The 23,724-nt window shown below is 70.9% G+C and carries 21 protein-coding genes and 1 tRNA gene; 5 read left to right on the top strand and 17 right to left on the bottom strand.

Annotated features, from left to right (window positions below):
- Positions 1 to 116 precede the first annotated feature (116 nt).
- The 11 genes from yajC to pgsA all read right to left on the bottom strand — a co-directional run bounded on the left by yajC (position 117) and on the right by pgsA (position 9,487).
- The gene (gene yajC / locus ACZ7L6_RS36935) at positions 117 to 617 is read right to left on the bottom strand and encodes a preprotein translocase subunit YajC (RefSeq protein WP_471931736.1); all 501 of its coding nucleotides are present in this window, start codon (positions 615 to 617) and stop codon (positions 117 to 119) included.
- A 187-nt stretch (positions 618 to 804) separates the two neighbouring features.
- On the bottom strand, positions 805 to 1,875 hold the full coding sequence (gene ruvB, locus ACZ7L6_RS36930; protein WP_471931734.1) for a Holliday junction branch migration DNA helicase RuvB: 1,071 nt from the start codon (positions 1,873 to 1,875) through the stop codon (positions 805 to 807).
- Between the two features lie 134 nt (positions 1,876 to 2,009).
- Positions 2,010 to 2,615 (bottom strand): Holliday junction branch migration protein RuvA, encoded by a 606-nt coding sequence (gene ruvA / locus ACZ7L6_RS36925; RefSeq protein ID WP_471931732.1) that lies wholly within the window; start codon positions 2,613 to 2,615, stop codon positions 2,010 to 2,012.
- Positions 2,612 to 3,154 carry a crossover junction endodeoxyribonuclease RuvC gene (ruvC, locus tag ACZ7L6_RS36920; protein ID WP_471931730.1) on the bottom strand — a complete coding sequence of 181 codons (543 nt, stop codon included), beginning with the start codon at positions 3,152 to 3,154 and terminating at the stop codon, positions 2,612 to 2,614. Before ruvC ends, ruvA begins: the two co-directional genes overlap by 4 nt.
- Before the next feature lie 144 nt (positions 3,155 to 3,298).
- Positions 3,299 to 4,051 (bottom strand): YebC/PmpR family DNA-binding transcriptional regulator, encoded by a 753-nt coding sequence (locus tag ACZ7L6_RS36915; RefSeq protein WP_471931728.1) that lies wholly within the window; start codon positions 4,049 to 4,051, stop codon positions 3,299 to 3,301.
- Between the two features lie 48 nt (positions 4,052 to 4,099).
- Positions 4,100 to 4,708, bottom strand: coding sequence for a pyridoxal 5'-phosphate synthase glutaminase subunit PdxT (pdxT, locus tag ACZ7L6_RS36910; protein ID WP_471931726.1), 609 nt, complete (start codon positions 4,706 to 4,708; stop codon positions 4,100 to 4,102).
- Positions 4,709 to 4,744: 36 nt separating this feature from the next.
- Complete coding sequence (gene pdxS / locus ACZ7L6_RS36905; protein ID WP_062154397.1) at positions 4,745 to 5,650, bottom strand: pyridoxal 5'-phosphate synthase lyase subunit PdxS; 906 nt, start codon at positions 5,648 to 5,650, stop codon at positions 4,745 to 4,747.
- 126 nt (positions 5,651 to 5,776) lie between these two features.
- On the bottom strand, positions 5,777 to 6,319 hold the full coding sequence (locus ACZ7L6_RS36900; RefSeq protein ID WP_471931723.1) for a LemA family protein: 543 nt from the start codon (positions 6,317 to 6,319) through the stop codon (positions 5,777 to 5,779).
- Between the two features lie 320 nt (positions 6,320 to 6,639).
- Positions 6,640 to 7,818: a glycosyltransferase family 4 protein gene (locus tag ACZ7L6_RS36895; protein WP_471931721.1), complete on the bottom strand. Its 1,179-nt coding sequence runs from the start codon at positions 7,816 to 7,818 to the stop codon at positions 6,640 to 6,642.
- A complete protein-coding gene (locus ACZ7L6_RS36890) occupies positions 7,815 to 8,741 on the bottom strand; it encodes a phosphatidylinositol mannoside acyltransferase (RefSeq protein ID WP_471931719.1) in 927 nt (308 codons plus the stop codon). The genes ACZ7L6_RS36895 and ACZ7L6_RS36890 overlap by 4 nt, the downstream gene beginning before the upstream one ends.
- The gene (gene pgsA, locus ACZ7L6_RS36885; protein ID WP_471931748.1) at positions 8,738 to 9,487 is read right to left on the bottom strand and encodes a phosphatidylinositol phosphate synthase; all 750 of its coding nucleotides are present in this window, start codon (positions 9,485 to 9,487) and stop codon (positions 8,738 to 8,740) included. The genes ACZ7L6_RS36890 and pgsA overlap by 4 nt, the downstream gene beginning before the upstream one ends.
- 218 nt (positions 9,488 to 9,705) lie before the next feature.
- Here pgsA and ACZ7L6_RS36880 point away from each other — a divergent pair, with 218 nt between their 5' ends.
- Together ACZ7L6_RS36880 and ACZ7L6_RS36875 are read left to right on the top strand one after the other, a co-directional pair.
- On the top strand, positions 9,706 to 11,904 hold the full coding sequence (locus ACZ7L6_RS36880; protein ID WP_471931717.1) for an elongation factor G-like protein EF-G2: 2,199 nt from the start codon (positions 9,706 to 9,708) through the stop codon (positions 11,902 to 11,904).
- A 205-nt stretch (positions 11,905 to 12,109) separates the two neighbouring features.
- Complete coding sequence (locus ACZ7L6_RS36875) at positions 12,110 to 13,771, top strand: hypothetical protein (RefSeq protein ID WP_471931715.1); 1,662 nt, start codon at positions 12,110 to 12,112, stop codon at positions 13,769 to 13,771.
- Positions 13,772 to 13,934: 163 nt separating this feature from the next.
- Here ACZ7L6_RS36875 and ACZ7L6_RS36870 read toward each other — a convergent pair whose 3' ends face one another.
- Complete coding sequence (locus tag ACZ7L6_RS36870) at positions 13,935 to 14,483, bottom strand: HIT family protein (RefSeq protein WP_471931713.1); 549 nt, start codon at positions 14,481 to 14,483, stop codon at positions 13,935 to 13,937.
- Between the two features lie 78 nt (positions 14,484 to 14,561).
- Between ACZ7L6_RS36870 and ACZ7L6_RS36865 the strand changes: the two genes are divergently transcribed.
- Entirely contained in the window at positions 14,562 to 15,233 is a 672-nt protein-coding gene (locus ACZ7L6_RS36865; protein WP_471931711.1) for a potassium channel family protein, read from the top strand.
- A 34-nt stretch (positions 15,234 to 15,267) separates the two neighbouring features.
- Here the strand turns inward: ACZ7L6_RS36865 and thrS are convergent, their stop codons facing one another.
- The 3 genes from thrS to ACZ7L6_RS36850 all read right to left on the bottom strand — a co-directional run bounded on the left by thrS (position 15,268) and on the right by ACZ7L6_RS36850 (position 19,515).
- The gene (gene thrS, locus ACZ7L6_RS36860; RefSeq protein ID WP_471931709.1) at positions 15,268 to 17,244 is read right to left on the bottom strand and encodes a threonine--tRNA ligase; all 1,977 of its coding nucleotides are present in this window, start codon (positions 17,242 to 17,244) and stop codon (positions 15,268 to 15,270) included.
- A gap of 478 nt (positions 17,245 to 17,722) precedes the next feature.
- Positions 17,723 to 18,952 (bottom strand): hypothetical protein, encoded by a 1,230-nt coding sequence (locus tag ACZ7L6_RS36855; protein ID WP_471931707.1) that lies wholly within the window; start codon positions 18,950 to 18,952, stop codon positions 17,723 to 17,725.
- The gene (locus tag ACZ7L6_RS36850; protein ID WP_433037766.1) at positions 18,949 to 19,515 is read right to left on the bottom strand and encodes a DUF4365 domain-containing protein; all 567 of its coding nucleotides are present in this window, start codon (positions 19,513 to 19,515) and stop codon (positions 18,949 to 18,951) included. Before ACZ7L6_RS36850 ends, ACZ7L6_RS36855 begins: the two co-directional genes overlap by 4 nt.
- 167 nt (positions 19,516 to 19,682) lie before the next feature.
- Here ACZ7L6_RS36850 and ACZ7L6_RS36845 point away from each other — a divergent pair, with 167 nt between their 5' ends.
- Positions 19,683 to 20,408: an exonuclease domain-containing protein gene (locus tag ACZ7L6_RS36845; protein WP_471931705.1), complete on the top strand. Its 726-nt coding sequence runs from the start codon at positions 19,683 to 19,685 to the stop codon at positions 20,406 to 20,408.
- Positions 20,409 to 20,454: 46 nt separating this feature from the next.
- Here ACZ7L6_RS36845 and ACZ7L6_RS36840 read toward each other — a convergent pair.
- Positions 20,455 to 20,526: transfer RNA gene (locus tag ACZ7L6_RS36840), tRNA-Val, on the bottom strand.
- A gap of 39 nt (positions 20,527 to 20,565) precedes the next feature.
- Positions 20,566 to 21,024, bottom strand: coding sequence for an SRPBCC family protein (locus ACZ7L6_RS36835; RefSeq protein ID WP_471931703.1), 459 nt, complete (start codon positions 21,022 to 21,024; stop codon positions 20,566 to 20,568).
- 100 nt (positions 21,025 to 21,124) lie between these two features.
- Between ACZ7L6_RS36835 and ACZ7L6_RS36830 the strand changes: the two genes are divergently transcribed.
- Positions 21,125 to 23,683 (top strand): SCO7613 C-terminal domain-containing membrane protein, encoded by a 2,559-nt coding sequence (locus tag ACZ7L6_RS36830; protein WP_471931701.1) that lies wholly within the window; start codon positions 21,125 to 21,127, stop codon positions 23,681 to 23,683.
- The last annotated feature ends 41 nt before the right edge of the window (positions 23,684 to 23,724 follow it).

Raw genomic sequence — 23,724 nt, 5'->3', positions numbered from 1 at the left:
CGTGCCTTCTCACGCCGGATCAGTGGAGGGGTGCCCATGACGTGGTGTCGGGATCCCCGTGAGAGATCGGCATGCCCGGGGGCGCGCAGGCGTCCCCTCCCCGCCCCGGCACATGGCTACTTCGCGTCGGAGTCGCCGTCGGTCTTCTTCGGCTCGTCGTCCGCCTTCGCGTCGGCGGCCACGGCGTCCTCGGACGGCTCCTCGGCCTCGTCCTTCTCGTCCTTCTTGCCGAAGTCGACGGGCTTGTCGTCGGAGGCGGCGGCAGCGGCGGGCTCGTCGGCCTCGGTGAGGGAGGAGGCGTCGTCGGGGACGACGTCGGACTTCAGGTCGTGCTCGATGCCGTGCACGATGCGGTTGTACTCGTCGTCGGAGAGGACGGCACCGATCGCGTTCTTGGCGAAGAGGAGCTCCACGCCCGGGCCGGCGTCAAGGAGGACGGTGTCGTCGCTGACCTCCTTGACGGTGGCGTACATGCCCCCGATGGTGCGGACACCGGATCCGGGCTGCATCTGGTTCCGCATGTCGGCGGCCTGCTGCTGCTTCTTCTTGGCCGACCGGGTCATCAGGAACATGGCCCCGATGAGCACGATGAACGGGAGGAGGGTCACGAGACTCACGGGTCGGAACTTCCTTCACACGACCGCGATGGTGAGCGGCCTTGATGGTTGGGGGATTGTGTGCCGCCGACAAAGGCGGCATCGGCGGAGTCTAAGCGAGTCTCCGCGCAGGGAACAACGCTCAGCATGGCACCGGGGTTCCTGCTCCGGCCACTGAGCTCGCCGTCATGGCGGCATCACGGTGCCGTCACGCCCCGAACAAGTCCTGTTGTCCGTTTCCCGCAGCTGACGAGCGGGGCGGGGTGAGGCCGAGATGCGCCCAGGCGGCGGGCGTGGCGACCCTGCCGCGCGGGGTACGGGCGAGCAGGCCCTCCCGTACGAGGAAGGGTTCGGCGACCTCCTCGACGGTCTCGCGCTCCTCCCCCACCGCGACCGCGAGCGTGGACAGGCCGACCGGGCCGCCGCCGAACAGCTTGAGCAGGGCCTCCAGGACGGCGCGGTCGAGGCGATCGAGGCCGCGGGCGTCGACCTCGTAGACGGCCAGGGCGGCCGCGGCGATGTCCTTCGTGATGATCCCGTCGGCCTTGACCTGGGCGTAGTCGCGGACGCGGCGCAGCAGACGGTTGGCGATACGGGGGGTGCCGCGGGAGCGGCCGGCGATCTCGGCGGCGCCGTCGGCCTCGATCTCGACGTCGAGGAGGTTGGCCGATCGGTGGATGACGCGCTCCAGCTCGGCGGGCTCGTAGAACTCCATGTGTGCGGTGAAGCCGAAGCGGTCGCGCAGCGGGGGCGGCAGCAGGCCCGCCCGCGTGGTGGCGCCGACCAGGGTGAACGGGGGCAGCTCCAGTGGGATGGCGGTGGCGCCCGGCCCCTTGCCGACGATCACGTCGACGCGGAAGTCCTCCATCGCCATGTACAGCATCTCCTCGGCGGGCCGGGACATGCGGTGGATCTCGTCGAGGAAGAGGACCTCGCCCTCCTGGAGGGAGGAGAGGATCGCGGCGAGGTCGCCGGCGTGCTGGATGGCGGGGCCGGACGTGATGCGGATGGGGGCGCCCATCTCGGCCGCGATGATCATCGAGAGGGTCGTCTTGCCGAGGCCGGGGGCACCGGAGAGCAGCACATGGTCGGCGGTGGCGCCACGCGCGCGTGCGGCACGCAGGACGAGGTCGAGCTGTTCGCGGACCTTCTCCTGGCCGATGAACTCGCCCAGGTCCTTCGGGCGCAGCGCGGCCTCGACGGCCTGGTCCTCACGGTCGGCGGACGCACCGACCAGCCGCTCGGCGGCGGGGCTGTCGGTGGTGTCGTCCCAGTTCACTGCGATTCTCCTAGCTGGGGTATGCCGGGGAGGGTCGGTCGGCCGGTGGTCCGGGGGTCGTCCCCCGGACAGGCACAGCATGACGTGTGCCTCGGGTCTCGTGGTGGCTTCGGGCGGGCCCGGTGGTCACGCGCTCAGCGAGCTCTGTTGAGCGTCTGCAGGGCGGCCTTCAGCAACTGGCCGACCTGGGGTGTGCCCTCGGTCGCCTCGGCCTGCGGTGCTACGGCGGCCACGGCCTCGTCGGCCTCGCGGGTGGCGTAGCCGAGGCCGATCAGGGCGGCGTGCAGCTGGTCGCGCCAGCCGCTGGTGACCGGCCTGCCGACCGCGGGCGCGCCGATCGGCTCGCCCAATCGGTCCTTCAGTTCGAGCAGCAGCTTCTGGGCGCCCTTCTTGCCGATGCCGGGGACGGCGGTGAGTGCCTTCTCGTCGCCGGTCGACACCGCCCTGCGCAGGGCGTCCGGCGAGTGGACGGCCAGCATCGCCTGGGCCAGGCGCGGGCCGACGCCGCTCGCGGTCTGGAGCAGCTCGAAGATCTGGCGCTCGTCGTCGTCCGCGAAGCCGTACAGGGTGAGCGAGTCCTCGCGGACGACGAGGGAGGTGGCCAGCTTGGTCTGCTGGCCCATCCGCAGGCCCGAGAGGGTGTTCGGCGTGCACTGGACGGCGATGCCGATCCCGCCCACCTCCACCACCGCGGAGTCGGGGGCGAGGGCGGCGACCGGGCCGCTGACGAACGCGATCATGCGAGACGGCCTTTCGATGAAGCCTTGGCGGTGTGCAGGGCCACGGCCTGCTGGAGTCGGTTCTGCGCGGGAGCACGCCAGATGTGGCAGATGGCGAGCGCCAGGGCGTCGGCGGCGTCGGCCGGTTTGGGCGGGGCACTGAGCCGCAGCAGGCGGGTGACCATGGCGCCGACCTGGGCCTTGTCGGCGCGGCCGCTGCCCGTGACGGCGGCCTTGACCTCGCTGGGCGTGTGCAGCGCGACGGGAATGCCACGGCGGGCGGCGCAGAGCATGGCGACGGCGCTCGCCTGGGCGGTGCCCATGACCGTACGGACGTTGTGCTGGCTGAACACCCGCTCCACAGCGACGAATTCCGGCCGGTGTTCGTCGAGCCACTGCTCGATGCCCTGCTCGATGGCGACGAGGCGGTGGCCCAACTCGGCGTCCACGGGCGTACGGACGACGCCGACGCCGAGCATGGTGAGCGGGCGTCCGGCGACTCCCTCGATCACGCCGACACCGCATCGCGTCAGCCCCGGGTCCACCCCCAGTACGCGCACGCGCCCCTCCCATCGATCGCCTGTTTGTGCAGGCTATCGGGTGCCACCGACAACGCCGGTCAGCAACTCCCGGCAAAGCGACGGGCCGACGGGGATGTCCCGTCGGCCCGCTGAGCCCGTGAACTCCGCCGCGTCGCGGCAGCGTTACGCGTCGACCTTCTCCATGATCTCGTCGCTGACGTCGAAGTTGGCGAAGACGTTCTGCACGTCGTCGCTGTCCTCGAGCGCGTCGATCAGCTTGAAGATCTTCTTGGCGCCCTCTTCGTCGAGCTCGACCTGCATGGTCGGGACGAAGTTGGCGTCGGCGGACTCGTAGTCGATGCCGGCGTCCTGGAGGGCCGTGCGGACGGCGACCAGGTCGGTGGCCTCGCTGATGACCTCGAAGTTCTCGCCGAGGTCGTTGACCTCCTCGGCGCCCGCGTCCAGCACGGCGGCGAGAACGTCGTCCTCGGTCAGCTCGCCCTTGGGGACGATGACGACGCCCTTGCGGTTGAAGAGGTACGACACGGAGCCCGGGTCGGCCATCGAGCCGCCGTTGCGGGTCATGGCGACACGGACGTCCGAGGCGGCGCGGTTGCGGTTGTCGGTGAGGCACTCGATGAGCACCGCGACGCCGTTCGGGCCGTAGCCCTCGTACATGATCGTCTCGTAGTCGGCGCCACCGGCCTCGAGACCGCCACCGCGCTTGATCGCGGAGTCGATGTTCTTGTTCGGAACGGACTGCTTCTTGGCCTTCTGGACGGCGTCATAGAGCGTCGGGTTGCCGTCGAGGTCGACGCCGCCCATGCGCGCCGCGACCTCGATGTTCTTGATCAGCTTCGCGAAGAGCTTGCCGCGCTTGGCGTCGATCACGGCCTTCTTGTGCTTCGTCGTGGCCCATTTAGAGTGGCCGGACATCTGCCTGTCTCCTTCGCGTAACCCATCTATGAACGAACGCCAGAGATCCTACAAGGACTCGACTGTCCGGTTCGCGCGCACCATGTCGACGAACAGGCCGTGCACGCGGTGGTCGCCGGTCAGTTCCGGGTGGAACGACGTGGCCAGCGCGTTGCCCTGGCGGACCGCGACGATGTGACCGTCGTGCTCGGCGAGGACCTCGGTCTCGGCGCCGACGGACTCGACCCAGGGGGCGCGGATGAAGACGCCCTCCACAGGATCGCCGTCCACGCCCTTGATGTCGACCGCCGCCTCGAAGGACTCGTTCTGCCGTCCGAAGGCGTTGCGGCGCACGATCATGTCGATGCCGCCGACGGTCTCCTGGCCCGAGCGCGGGTCGAGGATCTTGTCGGCGAGCATGATCATGCCGGCGCAGGTGCCGTAGACGGGCATGCCGCCGCGCACGCGCGCGCGGAGCGGCTCCATCACGCCGAAGAGGACGGCCAGCTTGGAGATGGTCGTGGACTCGCCGCCGGGGATGACGAGGCCGTCGACCTCGGCGAGCTCTTCGGGGCGCCGCACCGGCCTGGCCACGGCGTCGGCCGCGGCCAGGGCGATGAGGTGCTCCCGTACGTCGCCCTGGAGGGCCAGGACGCCTATGACGGGTGCGTCAGTCATGTACGTGCAGTCCTTGGAGGGGGTGCTGGAGGGTGCTTACCAGCCGCGGTTGGCGTAGCGCTCGGCCTCGGGGAGGGTGTCGCAGTTGATGCCGACCATGGCCTCGCCGAGGTTGCGGGACGCGTCCGCGATGATCTTCGGGTCGTCGTAGAAGGTGGTCGCCTTGACGATGGCCGCGGCACGCTTGGCCGGGTCGCCGGACTTGAAGATGCCGGAGCCGACGAAGACGCCCTCGGCGCCGAGCTGGCGCATCAGCGCGGCGTCGGCGGGGGTGGCCACGCCACCGGCGGAGAACAGCACCACCGGGAGCTTGCCGAGCTCGGAGACTTCCTTGACCAGCTCGTACGGGGCGCGCAGCTCCTTGGCGGCGGCGTACAGCTCGTTGTTGTCGAAGCCGCGCAGCTTGGCGATCTCGTTCTTGATCTGGCGCAGGTGGCGGACGGCCTCGACGACGTTGCCGGTGCCGGCCTCGCCCTTGGAGCGGATCATCGCGGCGCCCTCGGCGATACGGCGCAGGGCCTCGCCGAGGTTGGTGGCGCCACAGACGAAGGGGGTGGTGAAGGCCCACTTGTCGGAGTGGTTGACCTCGTCGGCCGGGGTGAGGACCTCGGACTCGTCGATGTAGTCCACGCCGAGGGACTGCAGGACCTGGGCCTCGACGAAGTGGCCGATGCGGGACTTGGCCATGACCGGGATCGAGACGGCGTCGATGATGCCCTCGATCATGTCCGGGTCGGACATACGGGCCACGCCGCCGTCCTTGCGGATGTCGGCGGGGACCCGCTCCAGGGCCATGACGGCGACCGCGCCCGCGTCCTCGGCGATCTTCGCCTGCTCCGGCGTGACGACGTCCATGATCACGCCGCCCTTGAGCTGCTCGGCCATTCCGCGCTTCACGCGCGCGGTGCCGGTCTCGGGAGCCTGGTTTTCGGAGATGGACACGGGTGACCTCACTGGGTGAAAGAGGGTTACTGCAAGCACCGAGGAAACGGGAGTGGACCAGTCCACAGCAAGGGCCAATGCGAAGCCGGTGGATCCTTTTCCCGGCTTGCGTGATGAACGCGCTGGTCAGGCGGCTCTGTCGGCCAGGGCCGCGGGCGGCTCGTCGTCCATCTCGAAGGCCAGGGGGAAGGGCGCGTGGCCGGCCAGCCGGAACCAGCGGACCTTGCGGTGCTCGCGGAGCCTGCGGGCGGCTCCCACGGCGTCGTTGTGGAAGCGGCGGGCCATCGGTACCCGGCGCACCGCCTCGGTCAGCTCGCGGGCCGCCTCCTCGCCTCCGGGTGCCTCCCGTACGGCCTCCACCTGCGGGGTCTCGGCGAATACCGCCCGCAGTGCCTGGCTCAGCTCGCTCTCGGCGACCTCCCGCTGCTCCTCCTCGGCCTGGCGGGCGGCGTGGGCCGCCTCGTACAGGACGATCGAGGCGGCCGGATCCAGGACGCCGGAGGTGGCCACCTCTTGAGCCACTGAGGCGCGGCGCAGCAGCTGTGCGTCGAGGGCGGCGCGGGCCGCGTCGATCCTGGCGTGGAGCCGGTCGAGGCGGCCTGCGGTCCAGCTGAGGTAGAGGCCGATTGCGACGAGGGCGACGAGGATCCAGATGAGGGTTGCGGTCACGGGCGGCAGACTAGCTGCGCGGGGTCAGCCGAGTTTCGTGCGGGGCTGGGGTGGGGTGGGCTGCCTTTGTGTCCGGCCTGCCGTGGTGGCCGTCGGGTGGTTTTCGCCCCCGCCGCCCCTACCCGTCCCATCCTGAAGGGGCTCCGCCCCTTCGACCCCGCCAGGGGGCTCCGCCCCCTGGACCCCCGTCGGCCCTTTAAGGGCCTTGCCCTCAAACGCCGGACGGGCTGAAGAGACGGGGATCGGCGTCGAGAGGCGGAGGCCGTGCCGGAATAGGGCGTTGGTGACGCTCAGGGAGTTGAACCGGCGCCCATCGGCCCTCAGTCCCTGGCCAAGCCCAGCCGCGCCCGCAAGCCGCTTCCTGGGCCGCCCGCGGCCCTCTCGTCCGCCGCCACCGCCGCGGCGCCCGCCGTCACCGTCTCGTACACCGACAGGATGTCCGCGCCGACCGTCGACCAGTCGAAGCGCCGTACGTGCGCGCTGCCGTGCTCCCGCAACTCCGCCCGCCGCGCGGGGTCCTCCAGGAGCCGTACGGCCGCCTCGGCCAGCGCGTCGGCGTCCTCGTTGGTGAACAGTTCGCCCGCCGCGCCCCGGTCGAGGACCTGGGCGAAGGCGTCGAGGTCGGAGGCCAGGACCGGTGCCCCGGCGGACATTGCCTCGACCAGGATGATGCCGAAGCTCTCTCCGCCGGTGTTGGGGGCGACGTACAGGTCGATGCTGCGCAGGAGGCGGGCCTTGTCCTCGTCGCTGATCATGCCGAGGAACTCCACGCGGGAACGCAGTTCGCGGGGCAGGGACTCCACCGCCTCCTCCTCGTCGCCGCGGCCCGCGACCAGGAGCCGGGTCTGCGGTCGGGCGGCGAGGATCTTCGGGAGGGCCTTCATCAGGACCGGCAGACCCTTGCGGGGCTCGTCGATGCGGCCGATGAAGCCGATGGTGTCGCCCTGCCACTCGGGGTTGGGCTCGGCCTTGGCGAAGAAGTCGACGTCGACGCCGTTGGGGATGACCACCGCGTCGCCGCCCAGGTGTTCCACCAGCGTGCGGCGGGCGTACTCGCTCACCGCGATCCGGGCGCTGATCTTCTCCAGGGCCGCCTGGAGGATCGAGTACGCGGCGATCATCGCCTTGGACCGGGGGTTGGAGGTGTGGAACGTGGCGACGATCGGCCCCTGTGCCGCCCAGCAGGTCAGCAGGCCCAGCGACGGCGAGGTCGGCTCGTGGATGTGGACGACGTCGAACTCGCCGTCGTGCAGCCAGCGGCGCACGCGTGCCGCCGACAGGAAGCCGAAGTTCAGGCGGGCCACCGAGCCGTTGTACGGGACCGGAACGGCGCGGCCCGCCGAGACCACGTACGGCGGGAGCGGGGTGTCGTCGTCGGCGGGGGCCAGGACGGACACCTCGTGGCCGAGCCGGATGAAGTACTCGGCGAGGTCGCGGATGTGGAACTGCACGCCGCCCGGCACGTCCCAGGAGTACGGGCAGACGATGCCGATCTTCACGGGCGCTCCCCGGCCGGGCCGTCAACTGGTCGTGGTTCGAGGTCAGCGAGCCACAAGCGCTGGAGCATGTGCCAGTCCTCCGGATGTTCGGCGATCCCCGAGGCGTAGGCATCGGCCAGCGCCTGTGTCATGACAGACGTCTTCTCGGCCCGGGTGCCTGTCTCGGGTACCTCGATCGGGGGATGCACCCGGCCCTGCATGACGGGCGAGTCGTCGTACCAGAGCGTGACGGGGAGCAGGAGCGCCCCCGTCTGCTGGGCGAGGAGCGCCGGGCCCGCGGGCATGCGGGCCGTGGCGCCGAAGAAGTCCACCTCGACGCCCGAGGCGGACAGGTCGCGGTCGGCGACCAGGCAGACCAGACCGCCGTCGCGCAGCCTGCGGGCCAGCGTGCCGAAGGCGCTGCCGCCGCTGTGCGGCAGGACCTCCATGCCGAGGCCCTCGCGGTAGGCGACGAAGCGGTCGTACAGCGTCTCGGGCTTGAGGCGTTCGGCGACCGTCGTGAACGGCGTCTCCAGCTTGGTGGTGACCCAGGCGCCCGCCAGGTCCCAGTTGGCCAGGTGCGGCAGGGCGAGTATGACGCCGTTGCCGGCGGCGAGGCCGTCGGTCAGGTAGTGGACGTCCTTGGGGTCGAAGCCGCCCTTGACGCGCTCGGCGCTCCAGGCGGGGAGCCGGAAGGACTCCATCCAGTAGCGCAGGTACGACCGCATGCCCGCGCGTGAGAGCTCGGCAAGGCGCTCCGGGCTCGCGTCGGGCACCACGCGCGCGTAGTTGCTCTCCAGCCGCTGCACGCCCTTGCCCCGCTGCTTCCAGGCGAGGTCGGCGATGGTGCGGCCGAGCCGGACGGCGACCGGCTCGGGGAGCTTCTTGACCGTGCCCCAGCCGAGGCCGTACAGCGCGTCCGTGAGGCGCTCCTGGGCACTCACTTGGCTGCCTCGCTCCCTTGAGAGGCGTTCTGCGGCTTCTCCTGCGCGGCGGCCGCCTCCTCCGCCTCCGCCGACTCCCGGCGGACCGTGACGACCCGCTGGATCAGCGTGACGAGGCTGCCGACGGCGACGATCCACAGGGCGACGGGCAGCAGGTACTGGATGCCGGGTACCCCGAACTTGTGCAGGCCCGCGAAACCGGCCGCGACCAGCGAGATCACCAGGCGCTCGGCCCGCTCGACGAGGCCGTTGACCGCGACCGGCAGGCCGATCGACTCGCCACGGGCCTTGGTGTACGACACCACCTGGCCGCTGGCCAGGCAGAAGATCGACACGGCGCACAGGACGAGGTCGTCGCCGCCACCGGCGTACCAGAGGATGAAACCGCCGAAGATCGCGCCGTCGGCGACCCGGTCGAGGGTGGAGTCCAGGAAGGCGCCCCAGCGGCTGGAGCGGCCGAGCTGGCGGGCCATGTTGCCGTCGACGAGGTCGGAGAACACGAACAGCGTGATCACGACCGTGCCCCAGAAGAACTCGCCCATGGGGTAGAAGACCAGCGCGCCCGCGACCACACCGGCGGTGCCGATGAGCGTGACGGTGTCGGGGCTGACGCCCCGCCGGATCAGAAACGCGGCGAACGGTGTGAGGACACGCGTGAAGAATGCACGCGCGTACTTGTTCAGCATGGCCTTCCCGAGGGTCGGTACGGGCGCCGTGCGGCCCCTGCTGGCCACCGGCTGGCCCATCGTAGCCACGCGCGCGTGAGTGCGACCGCCGGGCACTCGTACCCGGGCCGGGCGGCCCGGTCCACGGATGCCGGACGGCGCGATCACGTCCTTCGTATGGACGCACCGTGACGGGAGTGGAAAGCTCGAAGAACCGCGGGCGTCACCGGAGCCGCCATCGCACGCGGATCCGCATGTCCGCGCCCACAGTGACCTCACCGTGCACGGGAGGCAGGATCATGGGCGACAAGGCGAACGCACACCCCGGAGCCGCCGGCAGGGCTACAGCGGCCGACCACCCCGCGTCCGTACGGAATGTGGTGCTGGTCGGCCACAGCGGATCCGGCAAGACGACTCTGGTGGAGGCTCTCGCGCTGACCGCGGGGGCAGTGAACCGGGCGGGCCGTGTGGAGGACGGCGGCACCGTCTCCGACTATGACGAGATCGAGCACCGGCAGCAACGCTCGGTGCAGCTGTCCCTGGTGCCGGTCGAATGGGACGGCATCAAGGTCAACCTTCTGGACACCCCCGGATACGCCGACTTCGTCGGGGAGCTGAGGGCCGGTCTGCGCGCGGCGGACGCGGCCCTTTTCGTCGTCTCCGCGTCGGACGGCGTGGACGGCTCGACCCGCATGGTGTGGGAGGAGTGTGCGGCCGTCGGCATGCCGCGCGCGATCGTCGTCACGCACCTGGAGGCCGCGCGGGCCGACTACGAGGAGATGACGCGGATCTGCGCGGAGGCCTTCGGCGGGGACGACCCCGACGCCGTGCTCCCGCTGTATCTGCCGCTGCACGGCCCGCAGGGCCCGGACGGGCACGCGCCCGTGACCGGTCTGATCGGGCTGCTGTCGCAGAAACTGTTCGACTACTCGTCCGGAGAGCGCAAGGAGGCCGAACCGGTCGAGGACCAGCTGCCGGAGATCGAGGAGGCCCGTAACCGGCTGATCGAGGGGATCATCGCGGAGAGCGAGGACGAGACCCTCATGGACCGGTATCTCGGCGGCGAGCAGGTCGACGTCAAGACGCTGATCGAGGACCTGGAGCGAGCCGTCGCGCGCGGCACGTTCTTCCCCGTCCTGGCCGCCGCCCCGGCCGCCGACGGGGCCCGGCAGGGACTCGGCACGGTCGAGGTGCTCGAGCTGATCACGCGGGGCTTCCCGACCCCGCTGGAGCGCGAGGCACCCCGGGTCACCACGGTGGACGGCAAGCCGCGCGAGCTGAAGCTGTGCGATCCGAACGGGCCGCTGGTCGCGGAGGTCGTGAAGACGGCGTCCGACCCGTACGTCGGCCGGGTGTCGATGGTGCGCGTCTTCTCCGGCACCCTGCGCCCCGACGCGACCGTGCACGTCTCCGGGCACGGGCTGGCCGACCGGGGACACGAGGACCACGACGTCGACGAGCGGATCGGCGCCCTGTCCGCGCCCTTCGGCAAACAGCAGCGCACCCTCAGTCATGCCATCGCGGGCGATCTGGCCTGTGTGGCGAAGTTGAGCCGCGCGGAGACCGGCGACACGCTGTCGGCCAAGGACGACCCGCTGCTGATGGAGCCCTGGCAGATGCCCGACCCGCTGCTGCCGCTCGCCATCCAGGCGCACAGCAAGGCGGACGAGGACAAGCTGTCGCAGGGGCTGTCACGGCTGGTCGCCGAGGACCCGACCATGCGGCTCGAGCAGAACCAGGACACCCACCAGGTGGTGCTGTGGTGCCTGGGCGAGGCGCACGCGGACGTGGCCCTCGAACGGCTGCGCAGCCGCTACGGCGTGCAGGTCGACGTCGTCCCGCACAAGGTCTCCCTGCGGGAGACGTTCGCGAGCAGGTCGGCGGGCCGCGGCCGGCACGTCAAGCAGTCCGGCGGGCACGGGCAGTACGCCATCTGCGAGATCGAGGTGGAGCCGCTGCCGGGCGGCTCGGGCATCGAGTTCGTCGACAAGGTGGTCGGCGGCGCGGTCCCGCGGCAGTTCATCCCGTCGGTGGAGAAGGGCGTAAGGGCCCAGGCGGCCAAGGGAGTTGCGGCCGGCTACCCACTCGTCGACATCCGGGTCACGCTGCTCGACGGCAAGGCGCACTCCGTGGACTCCTCCGACGCCGCGTTCCAGACGGCCGGCGCGCTCGCGCTGCGGGAGGCGGCGGCGGACGTGAAGATCCATCTGCTGGAGCCGGTGGCCGAGGTGTCCGTCCTGGTCGGCGACGACTACGTCGGCGCCGTGATGAGCGATCTGTCCGGGCGGCGCGGCCGCGTCCTCGGCACCGAGCAGACCAGCGGTGGCCGCACGGTCATCAAGGCCGAGGTGCCCGAGATCGAGATCGGCCGGTACGCCGTCGACCTGCGGTCGCTGTCCCACGGCACCGCACGCTTCAACCGCTCCTACGCGCGGCACGAACCGATGCCGTCGCAGATCGCAGAAAGGATTCGTGAAGAGGAGCGCGCCGCCTCGTAGTTGGCGCCCGGCGCCACCAACGTGGCATGTCCCGATGCCATGGAACAGCGTTTGCGGAACGCTCCCCTCCGCGTCGGCGGGCGGCTTCGGCCGTCCGCCGACGATTGTCAGGGGGGCCGGATACGCTGATGATTGATCAACAGGTGTGCACAGGGCGGAAGTCGGGAAGGCCGCAGAAGCGAGAGTGCGGCGATCGGGGGCGGGAATGACCGTTGAGGGCGGTTACGCGGACATCTTCGGTCCGCAGGTGCCTCGCACGGCCGGCGAGGGACAGACGGCGACGTTCGCGCTGGCCTCGGCGGCCTATCGGGACAACCCCTACGAGGACATCAAGAAGGCCGACAACGAATGGCATCAGACCGATGTCAAGGCAGGCCGCAAGTGGGCGAGGATCTTCCGGCCCAACCTGGGTGAGGCCTACTCCCGGGCCGTCGTCGACCGCATGCTCGGCAGCGGCCGCAAGCCCCTGATCCAGTCCTTCGGCACCGAGCCGCAGGTCGTCGTCGAGCACTGTCTGGCCGCCAACAACATCCGCAAGGCCCGCGACCGGATGCTGAGCGCCATCATGGTGATCTGCGGCGTGCTGTTCCTGCCCGGGCTGCTGGTGTGGCTCCTGATCTTCCAGCTGCGGACCACCATCACCAGGCGGGACGAGAAGCGGGGCGGCGCGCTCGCCTCCGCACTGCTCGTCGCGGCGGGCGCGCTCGCCGTGCTCTTCCTGATCCGTATGCCGTTCTCCGGCTTCTGGGCCTGGTATGCGCGGGCCTCGGTCGTCATGCCGGTGGTCGGCTGGTTCTGGGCCAAGCAGGTCTGCGAGCGCACCGCGAAGGACCTGCGGGAGCGCTGGGACAGCCTGCTGGCGGGCAGCAGCGTCGGCGCCAAGGTTCCGGAGGCGGTCCCGACCAGCCCCACCGAGACCCAGGCCGAACAGCTCCGCCAGTCCCTCGCCAAGCTCAGCGCCGAGCAGCAGTCCAACTCCGTGTTCTACGCCGGGCCCAAGGGGATACTCGGCATGGGCACGCGCTGGGGCAGTTGGCAGCTGGCCGAGGACCTGGTGCCGGCCGACCCCACCCGGGAGATCCACCCGTTCCGCAGCTGGGACGTCATCCGCTCGATCCACGACCAGCTGCGCATGCTGGAGCGCGGTCCGCTGAACACCGGCGGTTTCCCCAAGCCTTCGATACGGCACTGGGTCGTCACGCCGATCGCCGAGGGCGCCAAGGCGGTGTCCCGGCCGGAGGGCACGGACGTCGAGGCGTACCAGGTCAAGTCGCATGCGATACAGGACATCTGCAACAAGCAGCAGTTCGGCAGCGGGGACCGGCACTACCTGGGCGTCCAGTGGACGCTCTGGGACGGGCAGTTGATCATCACCATGCTGATCACGGTGACCGTGCTGCACGAGACGCTGCGCATCGAGGTCACCGGACATGCCCTCGGCCCGGTGAACGGGCTGTTCCAGGAGAAGCCCGAGGCGCCGACCAAGGAGGTCGCCAAGTCACTGAAGCCGTGGGAGACCCGCAAGATCAAGCTTCCGCTGGTGAACAGCGACGAGGTGGTACGGCTGGCGGTCCGGGCCCCGATCTCCTGGTATCCGCCGCTGCTGAACTGGCTCGGCGGGACGATAGGGCTGCCGGAGCCGTTCGGGCTCCGGCATGCGTGGGCGGATCAGCCGTGGCGGCACCGGTTCATGGCCGACGATGCGCTGCGGGCGGCTACGCCGGTGCTGCGGGTGGTGCATGCGGCGGCGATCAAGGTGCTGGAGGAGAACGGGGTGGACACCGAGAAGTTCGGTACGCGCTCGGCGTTCCTCAGTACGGCTGTGCAGGATCCGACGCCTCGGAAAGCGGACCTGTACGACGCGTAGGGCTCGTTTTCGGTTGCCCTGCGCTGCAGCTGAGCGGGGGTGGGCGCGCAACCCGGCGCGAGCGGGGTGACGCATGCGCCCACCCTCCCCCCACTCTCGGCTTCGCTCGAGCGGGGGGACCCCCATCGCCCCAGCGGCACGACTGCCCGCAGGCTGCGCCAGATCAAATGGCCGGCCAGGCCTCCGCCAGCATCTTCCGCGTATCGGCGAGCAGCTGCGGCAGCACCCGCGTATGCCCCACCACCGGCATGAAGTTCGTGTCGCCGCCCCAGCGCGGGACGATGTGCTGGTGGAGGTGGGCCGCGATGCCGGCGCCGGCGACCGTGCCCTGGTTCATGCCGATGTTGAAGCCATGGGCGCCGGAGGCGGTGCGCAGGGCCGTCATCGCCTGCTTGGTCAGGGCGGCGAGCTCGACGGTCTCCGGCTCGGTGAGGTCGGTGTAGTCGGCGACGTGACGGTAGGGCACGACCATGAGGTGGCCGCCGTTGTACGGGTACAGGTTGAGGACCGCGTACACCTGCTCTCCGCGCTTGACGATCAGTCCGTCCTCGTCGGACTTGGCCGGGAGCGAGCAGAAGGGGCAGCCGTCGTCCGCTCCGGGGCCGGTCGGCTTGTTCTCACCCTGGATGTAGGCCATCCGATGGGGCGTCCACAGACGCTGGAACGCGTCCTGGATCCCCACTCCCCACTGCTGCTCCGGCTCACTCGTCATGCGTGCAGCATATGGCTTCACCTGTGGTCGGCGTGTCGCCGGGGCGTTCTGCCGACCGCTCCGAGCCAAGCTGGGCCGATGGACGACAGCCGTACGCCCGACCGTCGCGCGCAGGAGTGGGAGCGCCGCAGTGGGGGCCCTCTCGCCATCGCATCGCTGCTCTTCCTGGCCGCGTACGCGGTCCGTGTCCTCGCGGACCGGCTGCTGCCCGCCGTCTGGAAGGACATCTGCCTCGCCGTGCTGCTCACCGCCTGGGCGGTGTTCGCCCTCGACTACGCAGTGCGCTGGCGACTCAGTGGGCAGCGGCTGCGGTTCGTGCGCACGCACTGGCTGGACACCGTCGTCGTGATCCTGCCGCTGCTGCGCCCGCTGCGGATGGTCAGGCTCTACGAGACCGTGCAGCGCCGGCACGGGCGGCCCTTGCTCGGCCTGCACGCGCGCGTGATCGTCTACACCGGGTTGTCCACGCTGCTGCTCGGCTTCAGCGGGGCTCTCGCCGTCTTCCACCACGAGCGCGACGCCCCGGACGCGACCATCCAGACCTTCGGCGACGCCGTGTGGTGGACCTGCGCGACCCTCGCCACCGTCGGCTACGGGGACATCGTCCCCGTCACACCGGTCGGACGGCTGATCGCGGTGGGGATCATGGCCATCGGGCTGGCGCTGCTGGGTGCCGTGACCGGCACGTTCGCCTCATGGCTCCTTCAGGCCTTTTCCCACCGGGACGACGAAAGGCCCCCGGAGAGCTGAACTCCCCGAGGGCCCTCGATGTGCGTGTGCCGGATCAGACCTGCGTCCGCTCCTCGACGACCTGCGCGATCTTCGCGATGGCCTCGTCGAAGGGGATGCCGTTCTCCTGCGAGCCGTCGCGGTAGCGGAAGGAGACGGCGTTGTTGGCCATGTCCTCGTCGCCCGCGATGACCATGAAGGGCACCTTCTGCTTCTGGGCGTTGCGGATCTTCTTCTGCATGCGATCGGAGGACGAGTCGACCTCGACACGCAGCCCCTTCTTCTTGGCCGCCGCGGCGAACTTCTCCAGGTAGTCCACGTGCGCGTCGCCGATCGGGATGCCGATCGCCTGGACCGGGGCCAGCCAGGCCGGGAAGGCGCCCGCGTAGTGCTCGAGCAGGACGGCGAAGAACCGCTCGATCGAGCCGAAGAGAGCCCGGTGGATCATGACCGGACGCTGCTTGGAGCCGTCCGCGGAGGTGTACTCCAGGTCGAAGCGCTCCGGCAGGTTGAAGTCGAGCTGGATGGTCGACATCTGCCAGGTGCGGCCGATGGCGTCCTTGGCCTGCACGGAGATCTTCGGGCCGTAGAAGGCGGCGCCACCCGGGTCCGGAACCAGCGGCAGACCCTGCTTCTCGGCGACCTGGCGCAGCGTCTCGGTGGCCTCCTCCCAGACCTCGTCCGAGCCGACGAACTTCTCCGGGTCCTTCGTCGACAGCTCGAGGTAGAAGTCGGTCAGGCCGTAGTCACGCAGCAGGCCGAGGACGAAGGTGAGCGTCTTGTCGAGCTCCTCCGACATCTGCTCGCGCGTGCAGTAGATGTGCGCGTCGTCCTGCGTGAAGCCACGCGCGCGCGTCAGGCCGTGCACGACGCCCGACTTCTCGTACCGGTACACGGTCCCGAACTCGAAGAGGCGCAGCGGCAGTTCACGGTAGGAACGCCCGCGCGCGTCGAAGATCAGGTTGTGCATCGGGCAGTTCATGGGCTTGAGGTAGTAGTCCACGCCCTCGTCGAGCTGCATGGGCGGGTACATGCCCTCGGCGTACCAGTCCAGGTGCCCGGACGTCTCGAAGAGCTTCCCCTTCGTGGCGTGCGGGGTGTAGACGAACTCGTAGCCCTCTTCCTCGTGGCGGCGCCGCGAGTAGTCCTCCATGACCCGGCGGACGATGCCGCCCTTGGGGTGGAACACGGCAAGACCGGAGCCGATCTGCTCCGGGATGGAGAACAGGTCGAGCTCGTTGCCCAGCTTGCGGTGGTCGCGCTTCTCGGCCTCGGCGAGGAAGTCCAGGTAGCCCTTGAGCTCGTCCTTGGACGGCCAGGCGGTGCCGTAGATGCGCTGGAGCATCGGGTTCTTCTCGCTGCCGCGCCAGTAGGCGGCCGCGTTGCGCATCAGCTTGAACGCCGGGATGAGGCGGGTCGAGGGCAGGTGGGGACCGCGGCAGAGGTCCTTCCAGCACAGCTCGCCGGTCTTGGCGTCCAGGTTGTCGTAGATCGTCAGCTCACCGGCGCCGACCTCGACGTCCGCACCGTCGTCGCTGGAGGCGGCACCCTTGAGGCCGATCAGCTCCAGCTTGTACGGCTCTTCGGCGAGCTCCTCGCGGGCGGCCTCGTCCGTCACGACACGGCGGGCGAACTTCTGCCCCCGCTTCTGGATCTCCTGCATCTTCTTCTCGATGGCCTTGAGATCCTCGGGCGTGAACGGCTTCTCGACGTCGAAGTCGTAGTAGAAGCCGTCCTTGACGGGCGGGCCGATGCCCAGCTTGGCCTCGGGGAAGAGCTCCTGCACGGCCTGCGCCATCACATGCGCGGTGGAGTGGCGCAGGATGTTGAGACCGTCCTCGGAGGAGATCTCGACGCCCTCGACCTCCTCGCCGCCGGAGAGCACGTACGACAGGTCCTTGAGCTCGCCGCCCACGCGCGCGGCGATGATCGAGCGCTCGCCGGCGAAGAGGTCGGCGGCCGTAGTGCCCGTCGTCACCACGCGCTCTTCCCGCTCGGAATCGCGTTGGATGATCACACGGACGTCTGACACCGGTCTCTCCTGACTGAAGGTGGGGTGCGGCGCCATACCAGGAGCGCGCGCATTACGCGATCGTACCGACCCTGGACGGTCGACCGCGAAACGGTCACCTGAGCGCTCCGCTGGGAGGGCCGTGACGGGTCGGTGGTCGTCTGCGGCTTCGTCGTGGCTGGCCGCGCCCACGCGGCGGAGCCGCACATTGATACAGCCCCGCGCCCCTTCAGGGCGCTGCCGAACCGCGGCCGACACAGGGCGCCCGGGCCAACCAGCCCACACCAACACCGAGCAACGGCCCACCAACAGCCACTGTCCCGACGACACCGGCCGCGAGGGAGCCGAAGGGGCGCGCCGGTGTCGAGAGCACGAGCGCGCGGAGGCCCGAAGGGCTGAGCACGGTCGTGCTCTCGACACCGGCATGTGGCGCCCCGTAGGCGACCGAGCCAGAAATTCAGCACCCCGCTGCAAGGCCTAGCCCTGCACCCGCCCCTCCTCAGTCCTCACCGTCATCCCCGCCGCAAGCCTCCCCAAAAAAGTCCAGATCCTCCTGCAACGACTTCATCAGCCGGTCCCGCTCCGCCTCATCCACCTGCACCGGCACAACCCCGGAGGCCCCCGTCACCTTGCGGAACCCACCCCGGCTCTCCAGCCGCCCGTGCACCCGCACCGGCAGTCCGACGAGGTGCGCGTGCCCGGCGATGCGGTACGCCTCCTCGTCCAGGGTCAGCCGGACGTGCGGCACCTCGGCGCCCGCGAGGACCCGTAGCCGTACGGTGCCCTCACCGCGCGGCCCCGACCTGCGCATCCGTACGACCGCACCCGTGAGCCTGACCGGCACGGACGGCTCCTCGCGCAGATAGCGGGCCCCGGCCTCGCGCAGTGCCGGCAGGTCGCCCGGTGAGAACTCGACGGGCTCGACACCGGCCACGCAGTCCTCGGGCACTCCGGCGGCGGGCGCCCACTCGACGGCGATGCGCGCACCCTCGGTCCCGCGCACCAACGCCACCAGCGCTTCGGTGAGCTCGCGGCTGACGCCCGCCTCGACGGCGCCGTCGAAGGCGTCCATGCCGCCGGTGGCCCGCTGGTAGTCGATGGCCTCGCGGGCGGCGTACAGGGCCTGGTGGAGGCGTACGGCGAGCGGGCGCCCGGTGGCGACGGGCACGAAGGCGGTGAGGCCGCGGCCGCCCGCCGCGGGGCCGACGAGGACGCTCTCCAGCATCGCGGCGGCGGAGCGGCGGTGCCGGGCGCCGTAGTAGCCGGCACGCGCGCGTGTGGCGAGCGCCGCGGCGAGGAGCATCTGGCGGGCGGCGGTGCGCAGTTCCTCCTCGACCGTCCAGGGCGCGGCCCCGACCGGCCCACTGGGCGCGTCCCGCCACCAGCGGATCTCGTCGCTGGGCACGGCCAGCCCGACCAGCACTTCGCGCGCGGAGGGCATGCCGCTGCGGGACAGGGCGACGAGAGCCTCGCCGAGCAGGTCGTCGCTGTCGGGGAAGGCGCGGGACTCGGGGACGAGCAGGCTCGTGCCGGTGCCGCCCGGCCCGGGTGGGGTCCAGCGGCCGTAGCGCCCCGCCGCTCCCCCGCGGCGCTGCCAGCCGTGCCGCTGCAGCAGGGCACTGAGCACGGCGGGGTCGACGTCGCCGGGCTCGGGAGGACGGTCCCAGGACGCGTCGACCGGGTGCGGCCGTACCGGTCGTAGTGGTTCCTCCAGGGGGCGGTGCGTCATGGTCTGCCTCCCGTCCCGACCCGCGTCATGATCTCGCAGAGCGCCCGGTCGTCGAAGATGCGTGAGGTCGGTATCCGCACGCTGGTCCGCCGCCGCCCGGTGATCGGGTGGCCGGCCAGGTTGACCCAGTAGCAGCAGTGCCGCAGATCGAGCCGGTCGTGGCCGGCCCGCAGCCACTGCTCCTGGGAGCGCGGCACGATCATCACGACCAGGATCTTGTGCACCGAGACCGGCGTGCGGGCGAGCTTCGCCAGGTGGTCGTTGTCGAGCGTGAAGGAGAAGAAGCGGCCGGGCGGGTTCGGCGGGAGCTGGTAGGTCGCCTTGAGCTGGACCTTGATGGTGACCTCGTCGTCGACCGTGTGGCCGGGCGCGCTGTGGCTGACGTGCCAGTCGATGCCGTTGTCCGGAAACGGCTGGGACAGCGAGCACCCGGCCGCCGCCGCGACGGCGTGCAGATAGCCCACCTGCAGTGTCTCCATGCAGGCGGTGGTGGCGAGTGAACCGCGATGGGGGCCCGTGCGTTCGGGCAGCAGCCCGCCCCGCTCGGGCTGCGCTATCGCCATGACGAACAGCCTTCCACGCCAAGTGAGTCCCCGTCCGGGCCGCTGAACTGCAAAGACCCGCACTCCTGTTGTGTCCTTCCGGCGTACGGCGCAAACGGTCCGGGTATCACCAAACGGGCAGAAGACGGTGCGTCAGCTGCCGTGGGTGAACGAGGGGTTGTGTAGGTATGGCGTGCTGGTATGAGGGCCCGCTGGCGGCATTCGACACGGAGACGACAGGCGTGGACGTCGAGACCGACCGGATCGTGTCGGCGGCCGTCGTCGTCCAGGACGCCCCGGGCACCCGGCCGCGGGTGACCCGGTGGCTGGTGAACCCGGGTGTTCCGGTGCCGGAGGCGGCGACGGCGGTGCACGGACTGACGGAGGAACACCTGCAGCGCAACGGCCGCTGGCCGGCGCCGGTGATGCATGAGATAGCCGAGGAACTGGCCGCGCAAGCGGCGGCGGCGCGGCCGCTCGTCGTGATGAACGCGCCGTTCGATCTGACCTTGCTGGACCGCGAGTTGCGCCGGCATCGCGCCTCGTCCCTGGACCACTGGTTCGAGGCGACGCCTCTGCTGGTGCTCGATCCACGGGTCCTGGACAAGCATCTGGACCGCTATCGCAAGGGCCGCCGCACCCTGACCGACCTGTGCGCGCACTACGACGTCACGCTGGACGGTGCGCATGACGCGGCGGCGGACGCACTGGCGTCGCTGGAGGTCGTACGGGCGGTGGGGCGCCGTTTCGCCGCCCGCCTGGAGCGCCTGTCCCCCGCCGAGCTGCACACGCTGCAGGCGGTGTGGCACGCGGCACAGGCACGTGGGTTGCAGGCGTGGTTCGCGCGCAGCGGCAGCGAGGAGGCGGTGGACCCGGCGTGGCCGCTGCGACCGGATCTGCCGGCGGCGGCGTGAACAGCGGAAAAGCCGGTCCGTATCAGACGGACCGGCTTTCTCCCGGTGGGCGATACTGGGTTCGAACCAGTGACCTCTTCGGTGTGAACGAAGCGCTCTCCCACTGAGCTAATCGCCCGGGAACGCACTGAACAATACAGGTCCCGGCGCGTTTCCTTCAAACCGCTTGATGGCCGCCGGCCAAGTACGCGATCAGTCCGCGCCGGCCGGCCCGCATCATCAGCCAGTGGTTGGCGCGGAAGACGGGCCGCCCGGGCACGGCGAGACGCCTCAGCAGCGGCTTGTTCACGTCGACGACCTGGTCGTAACGGGCGACGGTCCCGCGGTCGTGCGCGGTGAGGGTCCAGCGCGCCCAGCCGTCGATGTCGCCGCGCATCGCGATCTCCAGCACTCCCGCCTCCCGGTCCCGCCGCACCTCGCGCGCGGTGAAGGTCATGTCGTACGGGAGGGCGGAGCGGATCGTGATCACGCCGGTGGTGTCGTCGATCCGGTCCACCTCGCGCACCTGGGGCCACCAGCGGGGATAGTCCTCGGCCTGTTCCAGCAGGTCGTAGACGGCGGCGGGAGGGGCGGGCAGGGCCCACCGGCTGCGGAAGCGGTAGTGGCTCCAGTCCATGGGCCGAGTCTGCACCCGGCAGGAGGTTTCCGCTGCATCTGAGTACGTTCTGAGTACGCACACTCATGCCTTACGACGTGACGCGGACCACACTCCAGGCATGACGCACTTTCCGCCCCCGGCCGAGGAGTTGCGGCTCCTCGACGCCGAGCTGCGCCAACTGGACGCCCGCCGCGCCCAGTTGCTGCATCGCCGCGCCTGGCTGGTCACCGCGCTCCAAGCGGCGGCCACGCCCTCCCCGGCCCTGTTCGCGCCGCCGCGCCCCGAGACCTCGGCACGTCCCGAGACCTCGGCACCCCGGGTCCAGAACGTCCTGCTCCTGCTCGGCGGGGTCCTGCTCACCATCGCCGCGGTGGCGTTCACGCTGGTCAGCTGGGGGCATATGGGGATCACCGGGCGGGCTGCGGTGCTCGGCGGGGTCACGGTGGCGGTGCTCGCCGCGCCGGTGCCGCTGCTCAAGCGCGGGCTGCGGTCGACGGCCGAGTCGGTGGCGGGCCTCGGGCTCGCGCTGACCGTGCTGGACGCGTATGCGCTGCACCAGGTCACGTTGGCCGACGTGGACGCCACGGGCTACATCGCGGCCGCGTCGGCGGTACTGGCGGCCCTGTGGACGGCGTACGGACTGCTGCCGCGCACCCGCGAGTTGCGTCTGCCTCTGCCCGCCGCGCTGGTCGCGGCCCAGCTTCCGCTGACGCTCTGGGCGGTGGCGGCCGACGCGGACCTGTTCGCGGTCACGTGCGCAGTGCTCGTGACGGCCGGGTTCGACACGGGTGTGGCGCTCCGGGTGCCCGCCGGTTCCGTACGGATCACCGCGGTGATCGGTGCGTACGGCATGGGCGCCTGGGGTGTTCTGGCCGCCGGTTGGCTGTCCTGGACGGCCACCGGCCCGAGCGCCGCCGCCCGTGCGGCGGCGCTCCTCCTCTTTGCGGCGGGCGTCGTGCTGACGGCGGCGTGGCAGCAGGTCGCCGAGAGGCAGGCAGGCGGCCTCGCGGTCGCCGCCGGCCTCGTCACGGTCGCCGCGCTCGGTGGCACGGCCCGTTCCGTGGTGCCGGACGGGTGGACGGTTCCGGCGTATCTCGCGTTCGGGGTCGCCCTGTTGGCGGCGGTACGGGTGGACCGGCTGCCGGAGACGGTACGCCGCGGGCTCGTCCACGCCTCCGCTGCCGTACAGGGGCTTGCCCTGCTGTGGACGCTGCCCCTGGTGGGGATCACCCTGCTGGGTCCGGTCACCTGGGCGGAGCAGGTGTGGTCCGGGGCGCCGGGAGACGTACGACAGGCGGTGCTGGTCGACGCGCCGTGGCCGCCGCACGCGGAAGCGGTGCCCGTCGTCCTGGCTGTCGTCGCCGCCGTACTGCTTCTTGCGGTGCGTGACGCGCTCTGGCGGCCTCGGGTCCTGACCGGGGTGCTGGTGCTGGCCTGGGCGACGGCGCTGGTCCTTCCCGCGGTGCTCGAAGTCCCTTATGCCTTGGGCCTGGTGGCGTTCGGGATCACTACGGCCGGAGCCCTTGCGGTAGCGGCGTGGATACGGCCGGCCGGGCGCCCGGAGGCGGAAACGGTCACGGAGGAGCCGTCGGCGGCGTCCACGGAAGAGCCCTCTGCGGCCTCCCCGGAGCAGCCTGATCCGACACCGCCCCCTGCATCGACCATCTCCTCGCCCCCTCGACCGACCACCACCACTGCCGTTGCCGCTCTCGATCTCCTCACCCTCGGCCCGACCGCCACGGTCCTCGCCCTCCTCACCTCCGTCACCCTGGCCTTCCTCTCGCTGACCACCGAGCCCGCGACCCTCACCGTGCTGTCCGCCCTGACGGCACTCTTCGCGGCGGCCTCCTTGAAGCCGCACCTCGCCCCCGTCACGGCCCCGGCCGCGCTCGGGTACGCCACCGGCCTCGCCTGTGCGACGGGCGCCGCAGCCGGCTGGCAGCCGCAGTACACCGCCCTGCTGGTGCTGGCGGTCCCGGTGGCGGCGGCCCTGCTCGCCGCACGGCTCGGTGGCTCACGTGCCACGGTCCCGGTCGAGGTGGCGGGCGCGGCGGCCGGCCTGCTCGCCGTCGCGCTGGCCGCGGCCTCGACGGACCTGCCGATACTCGCCCTGATCCTGGCCCTCTGCGGTGTGATCACGGCCGGTACGGCGATCCGGCCCGACCGCCGCCCCGTCGCCTACGCCTCCGCCGCCCTCTTCGTGCCGGCCACATGGGTGCGCCTGGCGGCGTGGGACGTCGGGATGCCCGAGGCGTACACACTGCCGGTCACCGTCCCGGCCCTGCTGGTCGGTGCCCTGCGCAGGCGCCGCGACCCACAGGTCTCGTCCTGGACGGCGTACGGCCCCGGACTCGCCGCCACCCTCGTGCCGAGCCTGGTCACGGCCTGGGGCGACCCGGACTGGACGCGCCCTCTGCTGCTCGGCCTCGGGGCCCTGTCGGTCACCCTGCTGGGCGCCGGGCACCACCTCAAGACACCCCTGCTGCTCGGCGGCACGGTCCTCGCCCTGGACGCGCTGCACGAACTCGCCCCATACATCGCCCAGGTGACCGACGCACTTCCCCGCTGGGTGCCGCCCGCCCTGGCCGGACTGCTGCTGCTCGCACTGGGGGCGACGTACGAACAGCGCCTCAGGGATGCCCGAAGGATGCGGGATTTCTTGGGGAACATGCGCTGAAGCGCCCCGACAGGGCGCGGGGCTGTATCGATCTGCGGCTC

This window comes from Streptomyces sp. NPDC107522 (assembly GCF_055657525.1).
Note: the sequence above shows the minus strand (reverse complement) of the source record. Positions and strands in the feature narration are given on the sequence as shown.

Bases quoted from the DNA above. Each gene is read 5' to 3' on its own strand.
- ACZ7L6_RS36835 (WP_471931703.1), bottom strand. From the start codon at position 21,024: ATGGACTGGAGCCACTACCGCTTCCGCAGCCGGTGGGCCCTGCCCGCC.
- ACZ7L6_RS36875 (WP_471931715.1), top strand. From the start codon at position 12,110: ATGACCGTTGAGGGCGGTTACGCGGACATCTTCGGTCCGCAGGTGCCT.
- ACZ7L6_RS36880 (WP_471931717.1), top strand. From the start codon at position 9,706: ATGGGCGACAAGGCGAACGCACACCCCGGAGCCGCCGGCAGGGCTACA.
- ACZ7L6_RS36915 (WP_471931728.1), bottom strand. From the start codon at position 4,051: ATGTCCGGCCACTCTAAATGGGCCACGACGAAGCACAAGAAGGCCGTG.
- pgsA (WP_471931748.1), bottom strand. From the start codon at position 9,487: ATGGGCCAGCCGGTGGCCAGCAGGGGCCGCACGGCGCCCGTACCGACC.
- ACZ7L6_RS36830 (WP_471931701.1), top strand. From the start codon at position 21,125: ATGACGCACTTTCCGCCCCCGGCCGAGGAGTTGCGGCTCCTCGACGCC.
- ACZ7L6_RS36855 (WP_471931707.1), bottom strand. From the start codon at position 18,952: ATGACGCACCGCCCCCTGGAGGAACCACTACGACCGGTACGGCCGCAC.
- pdxT (WP_471931726.1), bottom strand. From the start codon at position 4,708: ATGACTGACGCACCCGTCATAGGCGTCCTGGCCCTCCAGGGCGACGTA.
- ACZ7L6_RS36850 (WP_433037766.1), bottom strand. From the start codon at position 19,515: ATGGCGATAGCGCAGCCCGAGCGGGGCGGGCTGCTGCCCGAACGCACG.
- ACZ7L6_RS36865 (WP_471931711.1), top strand. From the start codon at position 14,562: ATGGACGACAGCCGTACGCCCGACCGTCGCGCGCAGGAGTGGGAGCGC.
- ruvA (WP_471931732.1), bottom strand. From the start codon at position 2,615: ATGATCGCGTTCGTCAGCGGCCCGGTCGCCGCCCTCGCCCCCGACTCC.
- ACZ7L6_RS36845 (WP_471931705.1), top strand. From the start codon at position 19,683: ATGGCGTGCTGGTATGAGGGCCCGCTGGCGGCATTCGACACGGAGACG.
- ACZ7L6_RS36870 (WP_471931713.1), bottom strand. From the start codon at position 14,483: ATGACGAGTGAGCCGGAGCAGCAGTGGGGAGTGGGGATCCAGGACGCG.